At 66.6% G+C, this 26,013-nt stretch carries 22 protein-coding genes and 1 tRNA gene; 13 read left to right on the top strand and 10 right to left on the bottom strand.

Annotated features, from left to right (window positions below):
- Positions 1-96 precede the first annotated feature (96 nt).
- The 5 genes from AB0M74_RS11965 to AB0M74_RS11945 all read left to right on the top strand — a co-directional run bounded on the left by AB0M74_RS11965 (position 97) and on the right by AB0M74_RS11945 (position 5,554).
- A complete protein-coding gene (locus tag AB0M74_RS11965; RefSeq protein WP_364905203.1) occupies positions 97-1,515 on the top strand; it encodes an MFS transporter in 1,419 nt (472 codons plus the stop codon).
- 72 nt (positions 1,516-1,587) lie between these two features.
- The gene (locus AB0M74_RS11960; protein ID WP_364905201.1) at positions 1,588-1,809 is read left to right on the top strand and encodes a heavy metal-associated domain-containing protein; all 222 of its coding nucleotides are present in this window, start codon (positions 1,588-1,590) and stop codon (positions 1,807-1,809) included.
- Between the two features lie 28 nt (positions 1,810-1,837).
- Positions 1,838-2,794, top strand: coding sequence for a hypothetical protein (locus AB0M74_RS11955; protein ID WP_364905198.1), 957 nt, complete (start codon positions 1,838-1,840; stop codon positions 2,792-2,794).
- 29 nt (positions 2,795-2,823) lie between these two features.
- Complete coding sequence (locus AB0M74_RS11950) at positions 2,824-3,144, top strand: heavy metal-associated domain-containing protein (RefSeq protein WP_364905195.1); 321 nt, start codon at positions 2,824-2,826, stop codon at positions 3,142-3,144.
- An 82-nt stretch (positions 3,145-3,226) separates the two neighbouring features.
- The gene (locus AB0M74_RS11945) at positions 3,227-5,554 is read left to right on the top strand and encodes a heavy metal translocating P-type ATPase (protein ID WP_364905193.1); all 2,328 of its coding nucleotides are present in this window, start codon (positions 3,227-3,229) and stop codon (positions 5,552-5,554) included.
- Between the two features lie 436 nt (positions 5,555-5,990).
- On the opposite strand, the gene AB0M74_RS11940 is transcribed toward AB0M74_RS11945, so the two are convergent.
- A tRNA-Gly gene (locus tag AB0M74_RS11940) sits at positions 5,991-6,062 on the bottom strand.
- 477 nt (positions 6,063-6,539) lie between these two features.
- Positions 6,540-7,478, bottom strand: a complete 939-nt coding sequence (locus AB0M74_RS11935; RefSeq protein ID WP_364905190.1) for an SDR family oxidoreductase — start codon at positions 7,476-7,478, stop codon at positions 6,540-6,542.
- A gap of 85 nt (positions 7,479-7,563) precedes the next feature.
- Between AB0M74_RS11935 and AB0M74_RS11930 the strand changes: the two genes are divergently transcribed.
- Entirely contained in the window at positions 7,564-8,439 is an 876-nt protein-coding gene (locus AB0M74_RS11930; protein ID WP_364905187.1) for a helix-turn-helix domain-containing protein, read from the top strand.
- Positions 8,440-8,499: 60 nt separating this feature from the next.
- On the opposite strand, the gene AB0M74_RS11925 is transcribed toward AB0M74_RS11930, so the two are convergent.
- Positions 8,500-9,252, bottom strand: a complete 753-nt coding sequence (locus AB0M74_RS11925; RefSeq protein WP_364905184.1) for a lysophospholipid acyltransferase family protein — start codon at positions 9,250-9,252, stop codon at positions 8,500-8,502.
- Positions 9,253-9,387: 135 nt separating this feature from the next.
- Between AB0M74_RS11925 and AB0M74_RS11920 the strand changes: the two genes are divergently transcribed.
- Both AB0M74_RS11920 and AB0M74_RS11915 read left to right on the top strand, forming a co-directional pair.
- Entirely contained in the window at positions 9,388-10,377 is a 990-nt protein-coding gene (locus AB0M74_RS11920) for a hypothetical protein (RefSeq protein ID WP_364905182.1), read from the top strand.
- A 42-nt stretch (positions 10,378-10,419) separates the two neighbouring features.
- Entirely contained in the window at positions 10,420-11,961 is a 1,542-nt protein-coding gene (locus AB0M74_RS11915) for an MBL fold metallo-hydrolase (protein WP_364905179.1), read from the top strand.
- 176 nt (positions 11,962-12,137) lie between these two features.
- Here AB0M74_RS11915 and AB0M74_RS11910 read toward each other — a convergent pair whose 3' ends face one another.
- The 4 genes from AB0M74_RS11910 to AB0M74_RS11895 all read right to left on the bottom strand — a co-directional run bounded on the left by AB0M74_RS11910 (position 12,138) and on the right by AB0M74_RS11895 (position 16,296).
- Positions 12,138-12,473 (bottom strand): calmodulin, encoded by a 336-nt coding sequence (locus tag AB0M74_RS11910; protein ID WP_364905177.1) that lies wholly within the window; start codon positions 12,471-12,473, stop codon positions 12,138-12,140.
- Between the two features lie 119 nt (positions 12,474-12,592).
- On the bottom strand, positions 12,593-13,582 hold the full coding sequence (locus AB0M74_RS11905; RefSeq protein WP_364905175.1) for a MauE/DoxX family redox-associated membrane protein: 990 nt from the start codon (positions 13,580-13,582) through the stop codon (positions 12,593-12,595).
- A gap of 183 nt (positions 13,583-13,765) precedes the next feature.
- Positions 13,766-14,722, bottom strand: coding sequence for a DMT family transporter (locus tag AB0M74_RS11900; RefSeq protein WP_364905173.1), 957 nt, complete (start codon positions 14,720-14,722; stop codon positions 13,766-13,768).
- Positions 14,723-15,039: 317 nt separating this feature from the next.
- On the bottom strand, positions 15,040-16,296 hold the full coding sequence (locus tag AB0M74_RS11895; protein ID WP_364905171.1) for an oxygenase MpaB family protein: 1,257 nt from the start codon (positions 16,294-16,296) through the stop codon (positions 15,040-15,042).
- A 113-nt stretch (positions 16,297-16,409) separates the two neighbouring features.
- Between AB0M74_RS11895 and AB0M74_RS11890 the strand changes: the two genes are divergently transcribed.
- Complete coding sequence (locus AB0M74_RS11890) at positions 16,410-17,054, top strand: TetR/AcrR family transcriptional regulator (RefSeq protein WP_364905168.1); 645 nt, start codon at positions 16,410-16,412, stop codon at positions 17,052-17,054.
- A 68-nt stretch (positions 17,055-17,122) separates the two neighbouring features.
- Here AB0M74_RS11890 and AB0M74_RS11885 read toward each other — a convergent pair whose 3' ends face one another.
- From AB0M74_RS11885 to serS, 3 genes are all read right to left on the bottom strand, one after another.
- Complete coding sequence (locus AB0M74_RS11885) at positions 17,123-18,562, bottom strand: MFS transporter (protein WP_364905166.1); 1,440 nt, start codon at positions 18,560-18,562, stop codon at positions 17,123-17,125.
- A 157-nt stretch (positions 18,563-18,719) separates the two neighbouring features.
- A complete protein-coding gene (locus AB0M74_RS11880) occupies positions 18,720-20,582 on the bottom strand; it encodes a bifunctional diguanylate cyclase/phosphodiesterase (protein WP_364905164.1) in 1,863 nt (620 codons plus the stop codon).
- Positions 20,583-20,807: 225 nt separating this feature from the next.
- Entirely contained in the window at positions 20,808-22,070 is a 1,263-nt protein-coding gene (serS, locus tag AB0M74_RS11875; protein ID WP_364905162.1) for a serine--tRNA ligase, read from the bottom strand.
- 159 nt (positions 22,071-22,229) lie between these two features.
- Between serS and AB0M74_RS11870 the strand changes: the two genes are divergently transcribed.
- From AB0M74_RS11870 to AB0M74_RS11855, 4 genes are all read left to right on the top strand, one after another.
- A complete protein-coding gene (locus tag AB0M74_RS11870; protein WP_364905160.1) occupies positions 22,230-23,936 on the top strand; it encodes an aldehyde dehydrogenase family protein in 1,707 nt (568 codons plus the stop codon).
- Positions 23,937-24,031: 95 nt separating this feature from the next.
- Positions 24,032-25,168, top strand: coding sequence for a septum formation family protein (locus tag AB0M74_RS11865; RefSeq protein ID WP_364905158.1), 1,137 nt, complete (start codon positions 24,032-24,034; stop codon positions 25,166-25,168).
- 16 nt (positions 25,169-25,184) lie between these two features.
- Positions 25,185-25,535 carry a metallopeptidase family protein gene (locus tag AB0M74_RS11860; RefSeq protein ID WP_364905156.1) on the top strand — a complete coding sequence of 117 codons (351 nt, stop codon included), beginning with the start codon at positions 25,185-25,187 and terminating at the stop codon, positions 25,533-25,535.
- Positions 25,536-25,690: 155 nt separating this feature from the next.
- The gene (locus AB0M74_RS11855; protein ID WP_364905154.1) at positions 25,691-26,011 is read left to right on the top strand and encodes a PE family protein; all 321 of its coding nucleotides are present in this window, start codon (positions 25,691-25,693) and stop codon (positions 26,009-26,011) included.
- Positions 26,012-26,013 lie beyond the last annotated feature (2 nt).

Below are 26,013 nucleotides of genomic sequence, written 5' to 3'. Positions count from 1 at the left end.
CCGAGCGAATGCAGGCGTATCGATCTTGACAGATTTATACCATAGGGGGGTAGGGTATCGATCATCGTTCAGCTGTTCGGAAAGGACGGATTCGACATGACTACGCAAGTACGACCGACCACACGAAAGTGGTTGGCATTGGCGGTGATCGCCGCGGCGCAATTCATGGTCATCATGGACACCTCGATCATCGGCATCGCATTGCCGAAGATGCAGGCGGAACTCGGCTTCTCCCAGGAGAACCCGACCTGGGTGTTCAACGCCTATGTGGTCGCCTTCGGCGGACTGCTGCTACTCGGCGGCCGACTGTCCGACCTACTCGGCGCGCGTCGGGTATTCGCCGCGGGCTGGGTGGTGCTACTGGCCGGATCCGCCATCGCGGGCGCGGCGGGCACCGTCGGCGTCGAGCTCGCCGGTCGCGCTATCCAGGGTGGCGGCGCCGCCCTCATCGCACCGTCGGCGCTGACACTGCTGATGATGCTGTTCGGTTCCTCGCCACAGGAACTGACGAAGGCACTCGCCGTCTACGGCGCCGCCGCACCCGCCGGCGGCACGGCAGGAGTGTTCCTCGGCGGTGTGATCACCGAATACATCAGCTGGCCTTGGGTTTTCTACATCAATATCCCGATCGCCGTGCTCGCGCTGATCGCCGTTCCCGCGCTGATGCCGAGCGCACCCGCCCGCTCCGGATCGGTCGACCTGCTCGGGTCCGCCACCGTCACCGCAGGACTCGCCGCCGCCGTCTACGGCATCGTCCGCGCACCCGAGGTCGGCTGGGCGTCCGGACAGACCTGGGCGGTCCTCGCCGCCGCGGCCGCATTGCTCGCCGGATTCGTCTACCTGCAATCTCGCCGCAGCGAGCCGCTGATGCGGCTGAGCATCTTCCGCGCACCGAACCTCGCCGCCGCCAATATCGCCCAGCTCTTGCTCGGCGCGGCCTGGGTACCGATGTGGTTCTTCCTCAATCTCTATCTGCAGCAGGTGCTCGGCTACAGCGCGTTCCCGTCGGGCGCGGCGCTGCTGCCGATGACGACGCTGATCATGCTCGGCATGGTGGTGATCGCGCCGCGGGCGATGCAGCGTTTCGGCGCGAAGCCGATGATCGTCACCGGGCTGCTGACGCTCGGCATCGGACTGGGGATCATGTCGCTGGTGCGGCCGACCGGCAACTTCTGGATCGACGTGTTGCCCGCCTCACTGGTGGCCGCAGGCGGCATGTCGCTCGCCTTCATACCCTCACTGGGTACGGCTATCTCCGCGGCACGCCCCGAAGAGGGTGGCCTGGCCTCCGGCATCGTCAATGTGAGCTACCAGGTCGGTTCGGCTGTCGGACTGGCCGCGATGACGGCGGTCGCCACGGCGTTCGGGGCCGACAAGGTCGGCGACCTACCCGAGTTGACCAGTGGTTTCTCGGCGGCATTCCTCGGCGCGAGCGTCATCGCGATTGCCGGGGCAGGCCTCGCGGCGGTGACCATGCGCACCCCCGAGCCGGAATCCGCGCCCGAAACCGTTTGACTAAATACCCTAGGGGGGTATGGTAACTATCAAATAAGGCGGCAGCCGCCGCCCGCGCCAGAAGGAGACCTCATGAGCACCGCAGCTACCACCGCCACTGTCACCGTGACCGGAATGACCTGTGGCTGCTGCGCCAACTCGGTCAGCAAGGAGGTCGGCAAGATCGCCGGCGTCACCGCTGTCGACGTCGATCTCGCCACCGGCAGGGTCACCGTCGACAGCGCGGCCCCGGTCGAGCCCGGCGCGATCGCCGCGGCCGTCGACAAGGCCGGATATCAGGTCACCGCCAACTAACTCGACATTTTCCGAACGGAGCATCCCGATGAACGCAACCAGCAAGTTCGCCGGCTTCGCCCTGGGTCTCGCGGCGGTCTTCGGGATCGCTCTGGCCATCGGCGCCGCGATCGGACCGGACACCGAACCTGCCGCGCACGATTCGAGTACCCACGCGGGCGGGGGCACCACTTCTGGCGGGCCGAGCCACGACGAATACCCTGCCGGACTCATGGCCACGCAAAACGGCTACACCCTGCGGCTGGACACCACACAGACCACCGCGGCAGCGAATGTTCCTCTCCGATTCCGCATCCTGAATCCGGCAGGCACACCGGTGACCCGCTACGTGCGCAGTCACGACAAGGACCTGCATCTGATCGTGGTTCGCCGCGACATGGTCGGCTTCCAGCACGTGCACCCCACTCTCGACCAGGCCGGAACATGGAGCGTCCCACTGGATCTCACTCGCGCCGGTGACTACCGGGTATTCGCCGATTTCACCGCGGAGGGCGGCGACAATCTCACCCTCGGCGCGGACCTGCGGGTGGCGGGCACTTATGACGCACAACCACTGCCCGCTGCGGCGGCCACCAGCACGGTCGGCGATTACACGGTCACGCTGACCGGCGCGGTGACGCCAGGACAAGCCGCCACGGTCACCCTCTCCGTGAGCCGAGACGGCAAGCCGGTCACCGACCTGCAGCCCTACCTGGGCGCCTACGGTCACCTCGTCGCGCTGCGGGCCGCCGACCTCGGCTACCTGCACGTCCACCCCGAAGGCCATCCCGGCGACGGCACCACCCCGGCAGGTCCCGGCATCACCTTCGCCGTCACCGCACCCAGCGCAGGCGACTTCCGGCTGTTCCTCGACTTCCAGCACGAAGGTGTCGTCCACACAGCCGAATTCACTGTGAACACAGCCCAGGCAAGTACCACGAACCCCGCCGCACATTCCGGACACAGCACGACCCCCGAACCGGCCTCGCCCGGTCACGGGCACTGATCACCTCGCACAGCAGAACGGAGCATCTGATGTCCACTACCGCACAGACAACACGGGTCGAATTGACGATCAGCGGCATGACCTGCGGCTCCTGCGTCAACCGCGTCGAAAGAGCGTTGAACGAGTTCGATGGCGTTACCGCAACAATTGACCTCGCGACCGAGACCGCCCGCGTCGACCACCCGGCCGGGCTTTCCCCGGCCGACCTGGTCGCCGCAGTCGAGCAGGCCGGCTACCGCGCCGAACTCGCGGGGTCGACCGTCGTATCCGCTCGCACCACCACAATTCCGATCGCACCGACCTCGGTACGGATCGCCGAATCCGTGAGCGGCTGCTGCCGATCCCGCTGACCTCGCCTCGGCCCAACGGCTGGGCGCCATCGCCGCGCAGCTGCCCCTTCGAATACCGTGCCGCACAGAACAGGAGCACACGATGACCACCGCGACACAACCATCCGCCACCGGCCAGGTCGAATTGGTGATCGGTGGCATGACGTGCGCGTCCTGCGCCAATCGCATCGAGAAGAAGCTGAACAAACTCGACGGGGTCACCGCGACGGTGAACTACGCGACCGAGAAGGCTCGAGTCGACTTCAGTGGCACTGTCTCGTCTGCGGAGTTGATCGCCACGGTCGAGCAGGCAGGCTACACCGCCGCACTGCCCGCGCCGAGGACCGATGCGCCGACGGAAACCACTGCGGCCGAACCGGATCCGACCAGGTCACTACGCACCCGTCTGCTGGTATCGCTGGTGCTGACCGTGCCGGTGATCGCCATGGCAATGGTGCCCGCACTGCAGTTCACCAATTGGCAGTGGCTGTCACTGACGCTGGCGGCACCGGTCGTCGTCTGGGGTGCACTGCCCTTCCACAAGGCGGCCTGGACCAATCTCCGTCATGGGACGGCAACCATGGACACTCTGGTGTCGATGGGAACCATGGCCGCGCTGGGCTGGTCGCTGTACGCGCTGTTCTGGGGAACCGCCGGGATGCCGGGCATGACGCATCCTTTCGAGTTCACCATCTCGCGAATGGACGGCAGCGGCAGCATCTACTTGGAGGCCGCGGCCGGCGTCACCACCTTCATCCTGGCCGGACGCTTCTTCGAGGCCCGGTCCAAGCGGCGGGCAGGCGCGGCACTGCGCGCATTGCTGGAACTCGGCGCCAAGGAGGTTTCGGTGCTGCGCCGTGCGAGCGACGGGCCCGCACGAGGCAGCGTGCGTGACCACACAGCGCCGCGGGAGCACGGCGATGGATACAGCGGGGTCGAGCAGCGCATCCCCGTCGACCAGTTGGTCGTCGGCGATCATTTCGTCGTGCGGCCGGGTGAGAAGATCGCCACCGATGGCGTGGTGGTGGAGGGTTCCTCCGCGGTCGACGCCTCGATGCTCACCGGTGAATCGGCGCCGGTCGAGGTCGGGCCCGATGATGCGGTGGTCGGCGCGACGGTGAATGTCGGCGGGCGGATCGTAGTGCGCGCCAATCGAGTCGGCGCCGATACCCAGCTGGCCCAGATGGCGAAGCTGGTCGAGGACGCGCAAACCGGCAAGGCGCAGGCCCAACGGCTGGCGGACAAAATCTCTGGGATCTTCGTGCCCATTGTGATTGCACTGTCGGTCGCGACGCTCGGATTCTGGCTCGGCACTGGCGGTTCCATCGCGGCGGCCTTTACCGCCGCGGTCGCGGTGCTGATCATCGCCTGCCCGTGCGCCCTCGGGTTGGCCACGCCGACCGCGTTGATGGTCGGCACGGGCCGAGGCGCGCAACTGGGCATCCTGATCAAAGGTCCCGAGGTACTCGAATCGACCCGGCGGGTGGACACCGTGGTGCTGGACAAGACAGGCACCGTTACCACCGGCAAGATGGCGCTGCTGGATGTCGTTGCCGCGGTCGGTGAGGACGCCGATGAGATCCTGGCACTGGCTGGAGCGCTGGAGGATTCGTCCGAACACCCCATCGCACAGGCCATCGCCAAGGGCGCGCGCGACAAAGTCGGCGAACTGCAGCCGGTCGAGGGCTTCGCGAATATCGAGGGCCTCGGTGTGCAGGGCGTTGTCGACGGCCACGCGGTGATCGTCGGACGCGCCCGGCTGCTCGCCGACTGGTCACAGCAGTTGGACGCCGACCTCGAGCGGGCCATGCACGAAGCCGAATCGCAGGGCAAGACCGCGGTCGCAGTGAGCTGGGACGGCAAGGCACGTGGCGTGCTGGTTGTCGCCGATGCGGTGAAACCCACTTCCGCCGAGGCGATCTCGCAGTTGAAGGCCCTCGGGCTCACCCCGATCATGCTGACCGGCGACAATGCCGCCGCGGCCCGCGCGATCGCCGATCAGGTCGGCATCGATGAGGTGATCGCGCAGGTATTGCCGAAGGACAAGGTGGACACCGTCGCACGGCTGCAAGCCGAGGGCAAGGTCGTCGCCATGGTCGGCGACGGTGTCAACGATGCCGCGGCACTGGCACAGGCCGATCTCGGGCTGGCCATGGGCACCGGCACCGACGTCGCCATCGAGGCAAGCGATCTGACGCTGGTGCGTGGCGATCTGCGCGCCGCGGTCGATGCCATCCGCTTGTCCCGCAAAACCTTGGGCACCATCAAGGGCAACCTGTTCTGGGCCTTCGCCTACAACATCGCGGCGATCCCGCTGGCTATGGCAGGGCTGCTGAACCCGATGCTCGCAGGCGCGGCGATGGCGTTCTCCTCGGTCTTCGTGGTGAGCAACAGCCTGCGGTTGCGCAGCTTCCGCTCGACCGCGCGGTAGTCGCTCGGCAGGATCGGGCGGGGCGGCAGCTGACAAGGGTCGCCCCGCCCATCGGTCCGGCAACCGCTGCGCCATTACCGCCTCGACGCAGGCTCGAGCACGCCGCACCGGTGATCAGCGACGACGTCTTCGATTGTCACCGTTCTGCCGTGGAAGGCCGTGCACGAGGAAACCCGATGGGAAGACTCGTCGGCCGCCAGGTGGATCGGGACTCCGCGCTGAACGGTGTCGCCGACGGTGGTGTCGTCGGCGGCGAAGCGCACCAGTAGACGGATGACGGTTGCCCCAGTGCACCTCGCGAACGAGTAGAGCGCGGCGATTGCCACCGCGATCACCGCGGGGGCTGATGCGATGCCGGACCTGGTGCCAAGCGCGCCAAGGCTGCGGGACGTGCGTGAACCCTGGCATAGCGACCCGGAAGGACCGGGCCCGTAAGAGCGGATGACGGGATTTGAACCCGCGACCCTCACCTTGGCAAGGTGATGCGCTACCACTGCGCTACATCCGCGTGCATGGCCTGCGCGACCCGATTTCGGCCGCGCATGTTCTGCGACGTTGAACTGTAGTAGGTGCTGCCCGGATTTCGGAAATCCGGGACGGCGCATCGTCGGTACGCACGTGTCGGATGAGCCGTCAGATGTGCACTGTTTGATCTGTATTCACGTGCACGGCAACACTATTCGAGTCATCTACGACGGTGGTCGCGCCCTCGATGACCCGAGCAGGGCATCGACTACAAGACGGTGCACGCGGGCGTGCAACTGCGTGACGCGCCGACCGCCGTGCGGCGGGCACGACTCTGGTACCAATCGCGGCGCGACTTCACGGGATGGCCGGAGTCGAGGAGACTCCACGCTGGACTACGACCGGATTCCGGCTGCCACAACGCCGCGCTGAGTGGACGCGTCGGGCGCGCTTGGGCAGCGTAGGGTGCGAGCGGCGTTGCCACCTGTCCTGGCGAAGACCACTGCCCACCGAGTTCGGCTCACCGCTGACCGCGGTTCGGCCAAGCGGACTCGACCACGGTCAGCGGTGCAGGCGACGACTGAGATCCCTGAGCAACCGGGGTCGCCACCGCGCCGAATGCGGTCGCGTGGTCAGTGGCCCATTCGGCGTACGTGCGGGGGGCGCGGCCGAGGACCCGGTGGACGTCGTCGGTGAGGACCGCATTGCCACCCGCGCGGACGTAAGCCTGACCGGCAAGGGCGCCATCGGCGAATTCCACCGACATGCCTGCGGCAAGCATGTGTTCGCGGGCGGTGTCTTCGGCAATGTCGATGGACTCCACCGGGTGGCCGAGGACGGCGGCCAACACGGCAGCCTGGTCCGGGCCGGTGAGCAGTTCCGGGCCGGTGAGGGTGTAGACGCGGCCCGAGTGGTCGGGCACGAGCAGGGCCTCGACGGCCACCGCGGCCACGTCGCGCGGGTCGATGACGCCCTGGGTGCCCGAACCGGTCAGGTTAGGCACGGGCTGTCCGGATCGGATGGCATCGGTCCAGCTCAGGGTGTTCGAGGCAAAGGAACTCGGGCGCAGGATCGTCCATTCGAGGCCGCTTTCACGCGCGGCGTTCTCACCGGGCAGGTGCCAGGTGCCGACTCGTCCGAGTTCGGGGTCGCCGGTGCCGATGGCCGACAGTTTCACGATTCGGCGGACGCCGGACGCCTTGGCGGTGGCGACCAATGCCTGGTCGGCTTCGGCGTCGTCGGGTCCGAGCACACCGACGATGAAGACGGCGTCCGCGCCCGACATGGCCGCGACCATCGATGCGGTGTCGGTGTAGTCGCCGCGCACCACCTCGACTTCGGCGGGCAGCTGCGCCCGGTGCGGGTCTCGCGTCACGGCACGGACCTGTTCGCCGCGCGCGGCGAGTTGACGAACGATTTCGCTGCCGATGGTTCCGGTGGCACCGGTAATGAGAATCATGGTGGCCAGCCTGCCGTCGCCGCCTGGCGGACTATAGGAAATTTCGGCACACCTGGACGGCCTCGCACTGCCTACAGTTGATCGAGTGACCACCACGTATCCGGCGCACACGCTGACCGACGAGCTCATCGAGACCACGGTGGCAGCGCCCGAATCCTTGCGGCCGTGGATCACCGAGCTCGGACACATCCCGACCGTCGCCGACGTGTCACTGCCCTTCACGCATGTTCCGGAGGGCGCGACGACCATTGTGCTGCGTGCCGAGGCGGCAGGGCACCGTGAGGCGATGGTCGTCGGCCCGCAAACCAAGGCAACCTATGCCAAGGCCGAGAAGCCGGCCGGATGCGTGCGCCTTCGCCTCGAACCGGGAGCCACTCGTCAGCTGCTGGGCGTACCGGCCACCGAGCTTGCGAACCGGGTGTTCCGGCTCGCCGACTTTCCCGGTGTCGCAGCCGATCTGGCCGACGAGCTGACGCGCCTCGCACCCGAGGAGGTACTGCCCTTCCTGGCCGAGGTCCTTCCCCGACGCATCTCCGATGACCCGACCCAGCGCGCCCACCGAACCCTGCTGCGCACCGCTGTCGCCGCGATGTCCGCCGCACCGACCCCGGTCCACGCACTGGCCGCCGACCTGGCCGTGAGCGAACGCCAACTCCGCAACCTCTTCACCACCGGTGTCGGCGTCTCCCCCAAGCACTACGCCCGCATCGGCCGAGTCCGCCACATCCTCGCCCACGCAGCCCGACCGGCCGCCACCACCGGCTACTACGACCAGTCGAAGGTCGAGATTCCACTGAATTCATTGGCCCAGGTCGCGGCCGAAAACGGCTACTACGACCAATCCCATATGTCGGCGGACTTCAAAGCTCTGATGGGTGTACCGCCGACCATGTTCTTCCGGGGGAACCTTCCCCCACCGGCGCCGTGCCGTGAGATTTCGGGCGTGACCAGACCAGCCTGAGCAAGTTCAGTGGACGCCCGACGCTCCCCCTCGGCAGTACGAGATAGCGTCGTCGCTCCCCTACCGAGAATCCTTCGCCGCCCGACGGGCCGCCTTCTCCTCGGCTTCTGCGGCATCCATGGCGTCAGCTTCCTCGAGGGTCGGCGCGCTGCCCCCGAGTCGGGCGGGAACCCAGTAGGCGCCCGGCTCGTGCGGGTAGTCGCGCTGCAGATCGAGCAGCATTTCCTGCATGGTGGAACGCAACTGGGCGGTGAGGTCCGCAGCGGGTTCGTAGGGCTGGATCGGCGCGCCGACCGCGATGGAGATCGGAGTGTTGGTGCGGCCGAGGCGCTTCGGGAAACCCTTGGTCCATACGCGCTGCGCACCCCAGATGACGATCGGGATGATCGGGACATCGGACTCGATCGCCATGCGCGCGGCGCCGGACTTGAAATCCTTGATCTCGAAGCTGCGGCTGATGGTCGCCTCGGGATACACACCGACCAGCTCACCCTTGCGCAGGTACTCGACCGCGGCCTGGTAGGAGTCGGCACCCGCCGATCGGTCCACGGGAATGTGCTTGAGCGCCCGCATGATCGGCCCGGAGATGCTGTTGTCGAACACCTCTTTTTTGGCCATGAAGCGGATATAGCGCTTGGGTGTGCGCACCGGAAGCCCGGCGTAGGTGAAGTCCATGTATCCGGTGTGGTTGACCGCGATCACAGCACCACCCCGGGCAGGGATATTCTCCTCACCCTTGACGGTGAATTTCAGACCTTCGACGAAGAAGACGGTACGGGCCAGGCCGACGATCGTCCGGTAGACGGGTTCCACAATTCCGCTAGCGTAGTCGCAGACTGTCCCATCCGGCAGAGCGCCGCCGCGCACGTTGTCTCGCGAGCGCCGAACCGGACATGGAATTCGCACGACAGGCCCCGACAGCAAGACCTACGAAAGAGGACCTTCGAAGTGGACCGCGCCCGACCGATAACGCGTGAACGCGACCGGAAAGACCCGCGTCATCGCCACCGGACAAGGCAATTCGAGCACCCGGCAGCGCACCAGCAGCGCCGCACCCCGCGCCATGGCGACCTGCGGACAACGCCACGTATCGGCGGGAGCCTGGTCGGCGGACTCGTCGTCGCCGCAGCGGTCCTGCTCGCCGGCTGCGACTCGGCCGTCGGCATCCCCAACGAGGAGCCCACGCGCGCCACAGCACACACCACCACACCCTCGACCCTCGCCCCGACCACACCGAGCACCTCGGTCCTCCCGCCGATTCCCGCGAACGCCCCGCAGGTCGCAGCCGTGCCCGGCCTCCCTGCCGCCGCACCCGCGGTACAGCGCTGGGCCGCCGACCTGCAAACCGAAACGATCACCGCGCTGCAGGCCAAGTGTTGGACCATGGCCCCGGGGAATGTGGCCGACATGTACGAGGGCAAGCAGGCCATCCTCAGCGCCCTCACCCAGCCCGGCGTCGCAACCGAGGACACCGTCACCTGGAAGACCAGGACGACCACCGTCACCATCGACCGCACCGCCGCCGACACCGGCTATGCCTGCCCACGCGTGTTTGCGACGGGCGAGGACTCCGGCCTGAACGACGCCGACGCCCGGCACACCGTGCGCCGGTATCTGGCCCGATCCGTCGGCGTTCCGCTCGACCCCGCCGACAAGGAGGGCACCTACCCGCTGGTGTGCAAGGCGAGCCCGGCGACCTGGGACCCCACCGGCACCGGCAAGCCGATCGCCGCGCCGCTGGCGAACAACACAGGCAAGCTGACCGGCGCCACGAAGTTCGCCGACCAGGAAATACAATCGGAGCGACTGCGCGCGGACTACATCGCGGTACAGGTGCCGGTCACCAACGCCGCCGGGGTCACCCAGACGCGGACTTTCACCCTGACCGATGGCCACGAGGGCTCCAAGGGCTACTGCATCGGGGACGTTTCACCGTAGCCATTACTCTGGATGGCTGGTAACGGCTAGGAGGAACAGCTCGTGCAAATCACCAGCGTCGGACACGCCGGATTCCATATTCGCACCGCGGCCGGGTCGATCCTTTGCGATCCCTGGGTCAACCCCGCCTACTTCGGTTCGTGGTTCCCGTTCCCCGACAACACCCAGCTCGACTGGGATGAGCTGGGCAATTGCGACTTCCTTTACGTCTCGCACCTGCACCGCGACCACTTCGACGCCGTGACGCTGGCCGAGCACGTCAACAAGGACGCGACCGTGCTGCTGCCGGATTACCCGGTGCCGGATCTCAAGCGCGAACTCGAGCTGCTCGGCTTCACCAAGTTCGTCGAGACCGAGGACTCGGTCAAGCACACGATCACCGGTCCGGGCGGCGACCTGGACATCATGATCATCGCGTTGCGCGCGCCGGCGGACGGTCCGATCGGTGACTCCGGGATTGTCGTCTCCGACGGTAGGACCACCTGTTTCAACATGAACGACGCGCGGCCGGTCGACATGGATGTGCTGCACGACGCGTTCGGCCGGATCGACATTCATCTGCTGCAGTACTCGGGCGCCATCTGGTACCCGATGGTCTACGACATCCCGAGCCGCACCAAGTCGAACTTCGGCAAGCAGAAGCGGCAGCGTGGCATGGACCGGTGCCGCAGCTATATCGAGCAGGTCGGTGCCACCTGGGTGGTGCCGTCGGCGGGGCCGCCGGTGTTCCTGGACGACGAGCTGCGCTATCTCAACGACGACCGCGACGACGAAGGCAATATCTTCCCGGACCAGATGGTGTTCCTGGAACAGATGCGCATCCACGGCAACAAGGGCGGGGTGTTGATGATCCCCGGCTCCGTCGCCGATGTGCGCGGTTCCGAGTTGGAGTTGACCCATCCGTTCGAACCGGGCCTGATCTACGACAACAAGGCCGAATACATCGAACAAATGGCGCAGCGTCTCGCGCCGGTGCTGGCCGCGGAGAAGGCCAGCTGGGCGCCCGCGACGGGCGAGCCGCTGCTGGAGCCGTTGAAAGCCCTGTTCGAGCCGATCATGGCGCAGAGTGACCTGATTTGCGACGGCATCGGCTACCCCGTCGGGCTCGTCCTCGGTGACGAGACCGTGGTGCTGGACTTCCCCGAGCGCGTGGTGCGCGGTCCGGTCGAGGGCGAAGGCAAGTACCGCTACGGCTTCCGTATCGCCCCGGAATTGGTGCGCACAGTCTTGCGCGACAACGAGCCGGACTGGGTGAACACCATCTTCCTGTCCACCCGATTCCAGGCATGGCGCATCGGTGGCTACAACGAATTCCTTTATACGTTCTTCAAGTGCCTGACCGACGAGCGCATCGCCTATGCCGACGGCTGGTTCGCCGAGGCACACGACGATTCCGCGTCCACCGAACTCGACGGCTGGGAAGTGCAGCGGCGTTGTCCACACCTCAAGGCCGATCTTTCGAAATTCGGTGTCGTCGAGGGCAATACGCTCCTTTGCAATTTGCACGGGTGGCAGTGGGATCTCGAATCGGGGCGTTGTAAAACCTCGAAGGGTCACGAACTTCGTTCTCGCAAGCTGGCCTGAATCGGTCTCGATAATTTGGTCGAGCACCTAATTCGCGGCGCGGAGGGTCGATCGACCGCCTGAACCGCGTGCGCAGCCTCGCTGCGCACGCGGTTGACCAGCGATAAGAAACAAGCGGTTCCCGCCGGGCGCCGGACAGCACCGGACCGCGGGCGAAGCTCTCCGAAAAGGCTTGCTCAGGCGATCTCGCGGGTGAGCTTCGAGGACCATGGACACCAGAAGCAACCCGGCAAGAAGGCGCCGCAAGCTTCGTCGAGATGGTCGTCTACGTAGTTGATACTCGCGTCGCAGACCTCGATTGCCATGGTGAAAAAGGTGATGGTGTCCGGATCGAGGTGGAAGTTCCAGCCCGGGTTGTACTGCGCCGGCATCTTCCTGATACGGCCCATCACATGGACCGACATAGTTTCCTCGCCTGACAGAATTCGGCGAGCCTCGGATATCCGTTGTTCGTTGGTGAGCCGGATGACAAATTCCTTGCCGGAATAGTCAGTGAATGCAAAGTCCGCCATGATGATTTCCCCTCTGTCGAGTAGAGCAAACCGAGTTTCATTGGAGGAACCTAGCTCTTCGATCGTATCGACTCGACTACCTGGTGCGATGGGATTTGCTCATGAAATGTGGTATTTCCTCACTGCCGTACAACCTTCTTCGATGTCATGATCAGTTCCCGGACCGCCATCGCACCCCTGGCGACCGGCGCGACGATATGGCCTTCGGCGTCGATCAGCACGGCCGACGGCGTGCCGCGGACACGGTAGCGAAGGGCGGCTTCGTTACCCTGTTGTACCAGCGCCGCAATGCCGTCGAGCCCCTGCTCCCGCGCCCATTCGGCCTGCTCGGCGGCGTCGCCGTTGCCGACAACCACAATGGTCAGTGCCTCGGCGGTGCGCGAGTGCCACCGCGGCAACTCCCGAGCCAGTGCGGCACACAGCTCACAACTGGGATGCACGAACACCAGCAATACTCGGCGCCCATGGACCAATAACGATTCCAGAGTCGTGCGGCCGTCGTCGACGTCGAACAGTTCGAACTCGGGCGCGACGGCCCCCACCGGCAGCCCTTCTGCGCCGAGGGTCGAGAGCGCCTGCTCGTCCACCCGCCGCCGCAACCCGCGGACCTCACCGAATATCCAGACCAGCAGCGTGACGAGCGCCGCGACCACGCCCAGCCCGACCGCATTGTCGGCGGGCAGCCCGACCGGCACCCGCGGATACGCGAGTGAACCCCAGCCGACCAGCACCGCGAGCGCCATCAACACCCCATTGCGGGCAACGGTCCAGGCGCCGATCGGCGCGTCGCTCAGCGAACCGAAACACGAACAGGCAGGTCGCTTTCCCCGCACCAGCAGTCGAAGGACGGCACCGGTGAACACCGCGAGCACCAGCGTGGCAAGCATGGCCGCCGCCACCGCCGTCCACGGCGGCAGCACCGCCACCGCGATCACCGCCTCCAACACCGGTAGCCCCCACGCCACGACGGGCACCCATCGGATCGGTACCCCGAAGTCGGCCGTCGACTTCCGCATCGCAGCCCGGTCCATCAGCTTCCCCACCGCCGACAGACCGAACACCGCACTCACCGCCAGCCGCGAAACCCACACCCCGTATTCGATCAGCATGACGGCACCATCCCACATCGGTCATGCCCAGCAGACATGCAACACGGAACGGTTTTCAGTGGTCGTCGCCGCAGGTTGGCCAGCGGCCTCGAAGACCTCCGTCCTGACCCGCTCGGCCGGTCGATCGCGTGCGTTGCGGTGCAGCCACCGGACCTGGTGGCGGATCAGTTGAGATTCGGTGGTTCAGCTTCGGGAGCGGGCGGCGACGACAACCGCCGCGAAGGTGAGGGCGCAGCCGATGACCAGCATGACGGACAGTCCGGCACCGGTGGGAATCGCGATGTCCAAGAGGACCGAGGCGAGGAGTTGGCCTGCCACCGACGTCAGACCGAGGAGCAGGACCCCGATCCAGCGGACGGTGAGGGCCGCAAGGGCAATGAAGGCGACACCGATGACGCCGCCCACATAGAGCCAAGGCTCACTGGGGAATTCGGTGGGCCAACCGGTGCGGGCGAGAATGAGCGCTTCGATAGCGAGCAGGGCCGCGGTGCCGATGCCGAAGTTCACGAGAGTGGCGGCGAAGGGACCGCCGACAGTGCCGACCCGACCGTTGACAGCCTGCTGCCAGGCCAGACCGATGCCCGACAGCGCGGGCAGGACGACCAGTAGTGCGACCGGGCCGTCACGCAGCCACTGCGGGACGGCCGAAGAACCGACCGCCGTCCCTGATCGACCGGCCGCGGCCAGGACCACCGCGACCATCGCAAGGGCAGAGCCGCCCAGGCGCAATGTGGTGACGGGGGTGCGGCCGCTGGGAGCCACACCGAGACGATCCACCACCAGACTGCTCACCAGCTGACCTGCCACAACAGCCACCGTGAACGCGGTGACACCGATCGCGGCGATCGTCAGCCCCTGACACGCGACAAAGAACGCACCACACAGGCCGCCGAGCAGCTGCCACGAGCGCAGCTCACCGGATTCCAGCGCGACCCGCACCCGCGCGAGCCCGCCACGCAGGTGGCGACTGAAAACGAACGCAACGATGAGCAGCACCAGCCCGAGGCCGAAACTGATACACGCGGCGGCGATTCCGTCCTGCAACCGGGCCCCGAGCGCACCATTGATTCGCCCCTGCACCGCCACCCCGGCCCCGATACAGAAACCGAAGACCAGCCCCACCTGCCTACGCCCGGTCACCCCCGCACCGTACCGCGATCCGCCCGCAGCCCGATCCACCACCGACCGTGACAACCACACCTCTACGCAGAAGAGTCCAACCCATCGGCGGTTGCGACACCCGCCTCGATCCCCATGCGTGACAACCCGACACCCGCAGGTAGTGGGTGTCCGGTTCCCACGCCGAGCATGGGGTCCGAAAGCGTGCGGGGCGAGCACTGCCGGGTGCGGGCCCGCATGCGCATGGTTACTCGGTCTCGACACGATGCGGTTCGTCGTGGGGACGGCGAGTTGCGCACCGTTGATCGGCGGCGCACCGCGGCGCCGGGCTGGTAGAGCTACCCCGTGCGCAGCGCTGTGCCGCGGGTGGCGAAGGTGTCGTGGCGGGCGTAGGTGCGGTCGCCGCCGTTGCGGGCGATGGAGCCGCGGACCAGGCGGGTGCGGATACGGGCACCGAGGTCTTCTTGGAATCGGGTGGCGCCGGGGAGGAGTTGGCGGGGGATCTCCAGGACGCCGTTGACGACGGCGGTGGCCATGACCGTGCTCTGGAAAAGTTTGTTGTTCGGTAGGCCGAGGAAGTCGGAGTTGGTCGGGCCGAGGATTATTCGGCTGTAGGCGACCATATAGCCGGTGACCGCCTTACGGACCAGGCGCCGCGGCGCGGTGTCGTTGCCGACGAACAAGCCGCCCGCCGCGGTGACGAGGGCCTGAGCCAAGCGGCGGGAGTCCTCGTCGGGGATGAATTCGGTATCGGCGAGGATCCAGAAGGCGCGCCAGGTGTCGGTTTCACAGGTCGGCAGGATCTCGGCGTCGATGCCGAGCAAGAATCCGACGTAGCGCCACAGGTGGAAGACCGCGTCCTTTTCCTTGGCGGAGAATCGCAGTCCGAGCGCCTGCGCGCCAACCAGATTCGCCATGGAGAACAGGCCGAGAGTGCCGACGGTGAGCACTTGGTTCACCGGCTGATCCCATGCGGCGTAATCCCAGTCGGGCCGCCGATTCATGCCCGCGCGCACCAGTGCGTGCATCAGGCGCACCCGCAGCACGCTCTGGTATCCGACCCGATTGTGTTGCAGCCCACCGGGAGTGGTGACATCCAGCCACCACTGTGTGGTTTCGGCGAGTCGGCGCGGCGCCATCGCGTTCAGGTCGCCGGTGCCGACGAGTGTTTTGTCCGCACGGGAGGCGAGATAGCCACCCATCAGGGCGAACATACCCATGGCGATGCCGCCCCACACACTGGTGCGGCCGACGACGCGGGCACCGCGATCGATCTTGCCGCGGTCGAGCCAGTACGGGTCCGCCTCGACCTGTTCGAAGAATGCCCGCAGCTCGTTCGGCGCGTCCGGCACCGCATCGACGCCCTGCTCGACGGCGATCTCGAACATCCGGCGGCCCTCGCCGACCGGCAGGCGTTGGATCATCGCGACCACATCGTCGGCCAGCCGATCGCCGACCTGCGCGAAGCGGCGGAACGAATCGCGCTGAGCGGCGGTGCAGCGCAGATCGCCCGGCGCGAGGACCGCAACAGCCTGCCGGAAGGGGAACTCGGTGAACAGCGGCGGCGTGGGTAGCAGCTGGTTGTCATGCGTCATTGCACTTCACCCATCAGTTCGAGGTTTGCGTCGGTGCGCGCCTCGGGCACCTTCTGACAAGAACGTCTCACAGAATCGAAATTCTGGCAAGAATCCATGCCAGAATGGTGGCGATGACTACCACCTCGCGGTCCTATGGCGGTGTGCCGATCGAACAGCGCCGGGCGCGCCGGCGCGCCACACTGCTGGATGCGGCCCTGGAAATCATCGGGACCTCGGGTTTTGCCAAACTGACCGTCTCCGGCCTGTGCACCAAGGCCAAGCTGTCGGAGCGCTACTACTACGAGAGCTTCACCGACCTCGACTCCGTCTTCAGCGAACTATTCGACCGGATCGTCGACGAGATCGGCCAGGCCGTCGTCACCGCGTTCATGACAACCGGCGCCGATATCCGCGCGAAGACCAGAGCCGCCATCGCCGCCGCCGTCGACCTCATCGCCGACGATCCACGCAAGGCGCGCATCGCCACCGTCGAGGCTCAGCTGAACCCGACCCTGCTGAGACGCAGGGCCGAGGTGATGCGTTCGTTCGCAGGCATCATGCTGGCCGTATGTGCCGAAGAAGTCGGCGCCGACGTCGTCGAAAATGCCGGCGACCATGCCGAATTCGCCGCAACCCACCTCCTCGGCGGCCTCTGGGAAACCACCAACAGCTGGCTGGCGGGCACCCTCCTCATCACCCGCCGAACCCTCATCGACCGCTCCACCGACCAATTCCTGCTCACCGCAAGCCATCTCATCGGCAGCCCCCTCGACTGACCTGCTGACCGGCATCCGGCCGCGGCGAAGACCGGGGTAGACCTCGTTACCTAGGGGCGCACGACGGATCAGTCGGTGCGTCGACGGCGGGGTAGCCACGAGGGGGTGGCCAGCGCGATCGGCAGGATTGTCGCGCCGAGTAGGGCGACTGTCACGGGCATCGACAGCCAGGGGGCCGCGGCCGCGGCGAAGCCGAATACCGCGAGCGCGACCACCTCCGAGGCGAGGCCGGACACCGAGGTGACCGTCGCACGGGCGGACCCTTCGATGGCATCCTGTAGCCGCGCTCCGGCCACGATGCCCGCGTTGTAGACGATGCCGTAGGAGACGCCGATCGCGGTAAAGCCGATGCCGGCAAGCACATACACAGCGTTGGGCCAACCGATCGCCAGACCGGCGATCAGTGCGCCACCGGCAAACAGCACACCGGCTACCCCGACCGCAATGGCCATCGTCCGCGCCGCCATCGCCTCGGTGCGTCCGGCCGACATCGAACCGATCAATGAGCCGAGCACCGTCACTCCGACCAGCAATGGCACTACGGCAGTCGACACACCGACCGACTCCGCGAGCAGCGCGAAGTACTCGTCGAACGCCGTGATCCCGGATAGCAGCGCCCCCAACAGCACACCGTTTCGCACGGCCCGCACCCGAATCGCCTCACCGACTCCGGTGCGCAGCATCGTCAGATACCTGGCGAACGGCCTGGATACCGCCGGTTCGGGCAAGGCCTGGTCGACCAGCACCGCATCACACGAAACTGTCGAATGACGATGCTCGGCCGCGGGTCGGCCCGTTACCGGCGTTGCGGGACGAGACAGCTCGTTCGCGGCGACAGCGCGCTCCAGCTCGTCGAGGTCCGCCGTCGACATGGTCGAGCGCTCACCCCCAGGCGCGTACTGGCGTTGTCGCGGCGAACCGGGGGGATCGGCTTCGGCGACATCGTCTTCCAGGTCCTCGACAGCTGCGGCCGACACTGCCTTCGGCGCGCTCGGGAGCGATAGGCCGATGAGGGTGTGGGTTGCCGCGATGACGACGCTCGACCAGCCGAGCAGGGCGTATCCACCCCAGATGTACAACGGTGTCGCAGCGACGATGGCGATCACTATCGCGGCTTCCGAGGCGGCTCGCGCGTAACCGAGGATGCGCGGGTAGGCCGCGCGCTGGCCTTGTGCGGCGAGTTCGTCATAGAGCAGTGCCTCGAAGGTTCCGGACTGCAATGCGCCGGACACACCCCACAGGACGAAACCGGCCGCAAAACCGAGGTAGGAGGGAACCAAGGTCCATGCCACGAATCCCGCGGTCAGCAGCACACCGCTGAACACCAGCAGAGCTCGCCGCGACACGGTGTCCGCCCAGGCGCCGGAGGGCACCTCGAGCAGGAACGCGGTGGTCGACCAGATCGCGAACAGCGAGGAGATCTGCCCGGTAGTCAACCCATGATCCGCGAACAACAACGCGTACAGCGCATACAGCGGAATGAGGTCACCGATGCCCTTGAAGAGCACCGTCCGAATCGTGAGCGCCTGAAGGCTGAGTTTGTGGGCGCGACCCGTCAACCGGGCGGGTAGCGACCTATCGGTTCAACAGCCGTAGAAGAGCAACCGCATGATGCTCAGCCTGATCGCCCCGCCGCAGCCCGTCAAGTGATTTCCACGGCGCAGCTCACCCGAGTGGCACCCATCCGTTGGCGGTGTGCAGGTCGCCGTCGCCGATCTCACGGTCCGACGCGCCGGGGCCGACTCGGCCGTGGTGCTCGTTGAGGTCGCTGATCAGGTCGGCGACGGGGTGTGAATCGCTGTAGTGGTAGCCCTGTGCGAGGGCGAATCCGAGCTCGGTCAGGACCGCGGCCTGGTACTCGGTTTCCACGCCCTCGGCGATAACCTGCAGGTCCAACGCGCTGCTCAGGGCGGCGATGACGCCGAGCAGCGGCGGGGCAGGGGAATCCGAGCGAATCGCGGCCACGAAGGACTGATCGACTTTGAGAATGTCGCTGGGCAGGGTGGCGAGCCTGCTCAGCGAGGAGTAGCCGGTGCCGAAATCGTCGATGGCGATCCGCACGCCCCGCTCCCGCAGGGTGTGCAGATTGCCGATAGCCGTTTGGGATTCGGCGGCGAGTTCGCTCTCGGTGACCTCGAGCACCAGCTGATCGGCGGGCCAGCCGGTGCTCGCGAGAATGTTCGCAACCCGATCGGCGTAGCCGGTCTCGGCGAGCTCCAGACCGCTGACGTTCACATTCAACGTCAGATCGAGCTGGGCGAAGGTCTCCTGCAGCCGCGCCGCATCCGCGCAGGCCCGGCGCAACACCAGCTCGTCGAGGTCGGAGATGAGGTCATATTCTTCGGCGACCCGGATCAGACCCTCGGTGGTGACGTCGGGCTGCGCGCTCGACGACCAGCGCAGCAGCGCCTCCACACCAACCGCCTTGCCGCCGCCCTCGGTCAGGCTGACGATCGGCTGGTAATGCACATCCAACGCGCCGCGGTCGATCGCCTCGCGCAGCTCGACGGCCAGCGGCAGCTGCCGCGAGGACTCGAGCACCGTGCGGTTTCGACCGGCCTGCTTGGCCCGGTAGAGGCCGACATCGGCGCGGCTGACCAGCAGCGAACCCGACTCTCCCGGCTGCCACGACGTGACGCCCGCGGAACACCCGGTGGTCACCGCGGCCCGCAGCTGTTCGGTCAGCAGAATCGCGGCCTGCTCAGTGGTATTCGGCAGCAGCAGCGCGAAAGCGTCGCCACCGTAGCGGGCCAGCCGCTGATCAGGAGCAAGTAGCTTGGACCAGGTGTCGGCAACGCGCTGCAGTACCGCGTCACCGGCGCGATGGCCGAGGTGATCGTTGATCTTCTGGAAGCGGTCGAGGTCGACGAGCACCAGCGCCAGGCCCTGCCCGCTGCGGGTGGCGTGCTCGATCGCGGTGTTCAGCGCGCGGTCGAAGCCACGCCGGTTCAGCAGCCCGGTGAGCACATCGATGTCGGCTTCGGAGGCCATCCTGGTCAGAACGCCGACGACGACACCGACACCGAAGGTCACGCCGGCCGGAATCAACCCGGACCACCAGGGCAGACCGGGGACAACGGGCCGCGCCGGCAGCACCCACAGACACAACACCATGGCGAAGGCAATATGCGCGAGCGCCTGCGACCAGGCGAAGAACAACGCCGCGTCACAGGCGACGAAGACATAGAACGAGGCGAGGCTGATCGCGCCGACCGTGTTCGGGAACGAATGCACCGCGATCGTCACCAGGACCGTCGCGATGGCGACGTACCCGTGATGAATGGAATGTGGCAGTCGCGGCCCCCACGCGAGCAGCGTGAGTCCCAGCGTCAGCGCAATCGCCGCAGCTGTACCGACCAGCGGTCGATTACCCTCGTCGCCCGGAGCGATGGCAGTAATGATCAGGCCAAGCACACCACCCATGACGTAGAACGCCCCGGTGGTCCGAGCCATGACCATAGCTGTCGCCAGCGCCGATGCCGCCCGCACCCGGGTTCGGGTATCGCCGCGCGCCCCGATTCCTCGCACGGGCAATAGCCTAGAGGTAACGATTCGCACTGGTTGCCACATCCCGTGAATCCGGCATGGCGAACCAGCGGCTATGGGGTCCGGCGACCCAGCGGCTATTGGGTCCGGCTACGCATTCGGCTAGCGCCATTCACCTACGATGCCTGTCTCCCCCGATAACGCTGCCCCAGTGCCCGACGGATGGTTGGCCGAGGGCGCTCGGACGGACGAATGTTCGGCCATCGCCTATTTGGTCGGTCGCAGTACGTCGGTTCCGACGAACGGAACCAACGCGGCGGGCACCCGTACCGAGCCGTCGGCCTGCTGGTTGTTCTCCAGAATCGCCACGATCCAGCGCGTGGTCGCCAGTGTGCCATTCAACGTGGCCGCGATCTGCGGCTTCCCGTTTTCGTCCCGGTATCGCACCGACAGCCTGCGCGCCTGGAAGGTGGTGCAGTTCGAGGTCGAGGTGAGTTCTCGGTAGGCCTGCTGGGTGGGCACCCACGCCTCGCAGTCGAATTTACGCGCCGCCGAGCTGCCGAGATCGCCTGCCGCGACATCGATGATCCGATAAGGGACCTCGACAGCGGCCAGCATGTCCTGCTCCCACGCCAGCAGCCGCCGATGCTCCGCGTCGGCCTGCTCCGGCGTGGTGTAGACGAACATCTCGACCTTGTCGAACTGGTGCACGCGGATGATCCCGCGCGTGTCCTTGCCGTAGCTGCCCGCCTCGCGACGGAAGCACGACGACCAGCCCGCGTATCGCTTCGGACCGTCGCTCAGATCGAGGATCTCACCCGAGTGGTAGCCGGCGAGCGGCACCTCCGAGGTGCCGACCAGGTACAGGTCATCGTCGGCGAGGTGGTAGACCTCCGCCGAGTGCTGGCCGAGGAACCCGGTGCCCGCCATGATCTCCGGCCGGACGAGCACGGGCGGAATCATCATGGTGAAGCCGTTGGCCACCGCTCGTTGCGCGGCCAGCTGCAGCAGCCCCAGTTGCAACAGCGCGCCGTATCCGGTGAGGAAGTAGAAGCGCGCGCCCGAGACCTTCGCGCCGCGCTCCATGTCGATCAGCCCGAGCGACTCGCCGAGTTCCAGGTGGTCCTTCGGCTCGAAATCGAACTCCGTTGGCGTACCGATGGTCTCCAGGACGATGTAGTCGGCCTCGCCGCCCGCGGGCGCGCCCTCCTGTACGACATTCGACAGGGCGCGCTGCGCGGCGTCCAGGTCGGCGTCGGCGGCGTGCTGCGCCACCTCGGCCTCCTTGACCTTCACCGACATCTCCTGTGCCCGCGCGAGCAGCGCGGACCGTTCCTCCGGGCTCGCCTTGCCGACCAGCTTGCCCATAGCCTTGTGTTCGGCACGCAGGTTGTCGGCGGTGGCCACCGCCGCACGGCGCGCCGCGTCCGCTTCGAGCAGGGCGTCGACGAGGGCGGGGTCTTCGCCGCGGGCGCGCTGCGAGGCGCGCACCACGTCAGGGTTGTCCCGCAGGAATCGGAGGTCGATCATGGGTGACCAGCCTAATAGGCGCAGCCGGACGTTGTCCGACCGCAGTCCGCGCCGGGCCGAGCGAAGACAAGCAGCCGCCTCATAGGCGCGGTGTTGCTGTTTCACGCCGATATCCCAGGACGCGGTCCATCGGGCCCTGTTCGCGCGCATAGTTGGTTTGTGGGCACAACTTTCGACGAAACAGAAATCGATAGCGCACTGTCGGATCTGATCGCGGGCGAGAAGGCGTGGGCCCAGACCTCGCTGCGCCGCCGTCGCGAACTTCTCGACGAAATCCACACCCGAACCGGACGCTTCGCCGCAGACTGGGTGCGCGCCGCTCGCACCTGGAAAGGTCTCGACGAGGACTCACCGCTGGTCGGTGAGGAGTGGATATCGGGACCGATGACGCTGCTGCAGGCCACAGCCGCGCTGTCGGCCACGCTGACGGCGCTGGAGCAGGGGCGCAGTCCGCTCGACGGACGCGCGCTGACGGCGGCGCCCGGGGGCCGGGTCGCGGTGCCGATCCTGCCGCTGGATGTCTACGACCGTTTGCTGCTCAGCGGCTTCCGGGGCGAGGTGTGGCTGCGGCCCGGCGTCGACGCCGACACCGCGCGCCGACGCGCCGGGCTCGCCCAGCTCGATCCGACCGCGACCGCGGGCATCGGCGCGATACTCGGCGCAGGCAATATCACCTCGATTCCGCCACTGGACGCGCTGTACGAGCTGTACGCGCACAACCGGGTGGTCGCGCTCAAACTGAACCCGATCACCGATCCGCTGTTCACGGTGCTCGAGATGATCTTCGCGCCGCTCATCGAGCTCGGCGTGCTGCGGATTTTGACCGGTGGGGTAGATACGGGCGGGTATCTGGTGCGGCATCCCGATGTGGCGCATGTGCACATGACCGGCAGCGCGCACACCCATGACGCGATCGTCTGGGGGCCGGGGCCTGCGGGACAGGAACGCAAGTCCGACAAGCGCCCGCTGCTGGACAAGCCGATTACCAGTGAACTCGGCGGCGTCTCGCCGACCATCGTCGTGCCAGGCGAATGGAGCGACGCCGATCTGCGTTTCCAGGCCGAACATGTCGCGACCCAGCGACTGCACAACGGTGGCTACAACTGCGTCGCCACCCAAGCCGTGGTACTGAGCGCGAACTGGCCGCAGAAGGAGAAATTCCTCGCCGAACTGCGCACCGCGATCGACAAGGCACCGCAGCGTCCGGCCTACTACCCGGGCAGCGACAACCGGGTCGCCGATGCCGCCGCGGCGTATCCCGATGCGCAACGGCTCGGGCCGGGGCAGCGTCGGCTGCTGGTCGAGAATCTGCCACAGACCGAGACCCCGCTGCTGCGCACCGAGTACTTCGCACCGGTGCTCGGCGTCGTCGAGTTACCCCATGGCGGCGGCGAATTCCTCCAGCACGCGGTCGATTTCGCGAATACCGAACTCACCGGCACGCTCGGCGTCAATGTGATCGCGCACCCGAGCACCATCAAGCGGCTCGGCGTCGCCTTCGACGACGCGATCGAACGGCTGCGCTACGGCGCGATCGCGGTCAATGCCTGGACCGCGCTGGCCTTCCTCGCGCCACGGGCCTCGTGGGGCGCCTATCCCGGCCACACCATCGACGACGTGCAGAGCGGAATCGGCGTGGTACACAACGCTTTCCTGCTCGACGATGTGGAGCGCACGGTGGTGAGCGGGCCGTTCCGGCCGGCGCCACGGTCACTGGTGCACGGTGAACTCGCGTTGTCTCCGAAGCCGCCGTGGTTCATCACGAATGCCACCGCCGCAGCGACCGGGCGCAAACTGACGGAGTTCTACGCGAGCGGCAACCCGGCGCGACTGCCGGGCGTGTTCGTGTCGGCGTTTCGCGGCTGAGATCACGCCGTCACGGCGGTGTCGGCCCGCCATCGCCCGCGCCTGATCGACCAGGTCGTGGCAACGGAGATCAGACGCTGCCATGATGGATCGCGATGTCCTCCGATGATGTGCCTCAGCCCCCGCGGGCGACCGAGCATCCCTCGGGCGCCACGCCATCGCGTCTCGGCTCGATTCCACGGTCGCTGGATGACGCCCGCGCGTTGCTCACGGGTAGCAACGTGCACCTGTCCGCGCCGACCCTGCGCTGGGGGCTGCTCGCCGTCGCGACGGGCGCCGTCATCGCGGCCATGGTCACCCTGTTCGTGACGGGGTTCGACAACGAAACGGGCCTGGAGGCGCACACTCCAGGGTCGCCGGTCGACACAGTGCTCGACAAGGAGTTCGGCACCGCGGCCAGAGGCGACTGCCTCAGCTGGACCAAACCGGACCGCGGCGACCTGGTAAAAGTGGCGTGCTCGAACAAACATCTGTTCGAGGTCGCCGCCGACATCGACATGAGCAAGTACCCGGGCAAAGAATTCGGCGCGGGCTCGCGGTTCCCGGACTCGCTGCGACTCACCGAGCTCAAGGAAGAGCATTGCGTCCCCGCAGTGCAGCAGTACATGAGCGGGCGTTTCGATCCGCGCGGTCGCTATGTCGTCGGGCTGATGTACCCGAGCCCCGACGGGTGGAAGCACGGTGATCGGACGCTGCGCTGCGGGTTGCAGTACTCCGGAAGCACCGGCAGCCCGCTGCCGTCGACGGGCAGTGCCATAGAACACGATCAGTCGAAGGTGTTCGAGGCGGGGACCTGCCTCGGTATCAACCAGAACCTGCCGACCGATCCGGTGGACTGCACGCAGGCACACGCCGTCGAGATCGTGTCCACCATCGACCTCGCGGCTCGATTCCCCGGAGGGCCGCCGGCCAAGCAGGAGCAGGACCGGTTCGTCGAGGAGGAGTGCGCCCGCTCCGCGACCGACTATCTGGGGTCACCCGACCAGGTGCGCAACAAGACGCTGACGCTGTTCTTCGACTATGTCGATGCCCGCAGCTGGCTGGCAGGCAGTCGCAGGCTGGACTGCATGATCGGCAAAGGGACCGACCGCGAAGGCTTCGCGCCGATCACCGGCTCCGCGAAGGGCGAGATCTTGATCAACGGCCAGGCACCGGTGCCGCCGCCGAACACGGGCCGCTCGACGCCCGCGCCGCTGCCGGGTGCGGCGCCGCTGCCGCCGCAGCCGCGCTAGGCAGGCCGCCCGTCTCATGTCGGTCACCATGTCCGAGGACCGGTTCGAAGAACTGGTCGGCGATGCGCTCGATCTCATTCCACCGGAGTTGGCCGGTGCCATCGATAATGTGGTTGTGCTTATCGAGGCTCGCAATTCGGAAGACTCGCGGCTGCTCGGTCTCTATCACGGGATCGCACTCACCGAACGCGATAGCCATTACGGCGGATCACTGCCCGACACAGTGACGATCTACCGCGACGCGCTCCTCGAAATCTGCGACGATGAGAGCCAAGTCGTCGAAGAAGTAGCGATCACTGTGATCCATGAGATTGCACACTATTTCGGGATTGACGAAGACCGGTTGCATCAGTTGGGATGGGGCTAGGCTTTTACGCAGCTGTGGGACCGGAGCGCAGCTGTCAAAGCACGAAAGAAAATTGGGGATTCGATGGAACCGATTGCCTGGCTGTCGCGTCCTATCACTCGTAGGGGGAATTCTCGTGGTTCCGCCCAGTAGCCGCCACTAGAAGGAGTCGAGTCATGTTTGGTGTAGACATCACACCCGAAGCCGTCCTGGCCGCAGCGCTAGAGCTGGATCTGGTTGCCGACCGGCTGGCCGCCGCGCACGTAGCGAGCGCCGCGGCGACCCACGTGCTCCCGTCCGGGGTGGACGAGGTGTCGCTGCTGGCAGCCAATCACTTCAACCGCGGCGCGATGACCCACGACCAGTCGGTCGCCCAGGCGATCCTCGAGCTGCATCACGCTGCTGCCACGCTGCGCGTGCAGCTCGCCACGCATGTCGGTGAGGACATCCTCCGGGCGGGCATGATGAAGGCCACCGAGATGACCCTCGGCCTGTAGGC

Origin of the sequence: Nocardia sp. NPDC051463 (assembly GCF_040681975.1) — a bacterium.
Classification (GTDB): Bacteria; Actinomycetota; Actinomycetes; order Mycobacteriales; family Mycobacteriaceae; genus Nocardia.
This window is presented reverse-complemented; position numbering and strand designations above follow the sequence as displayed.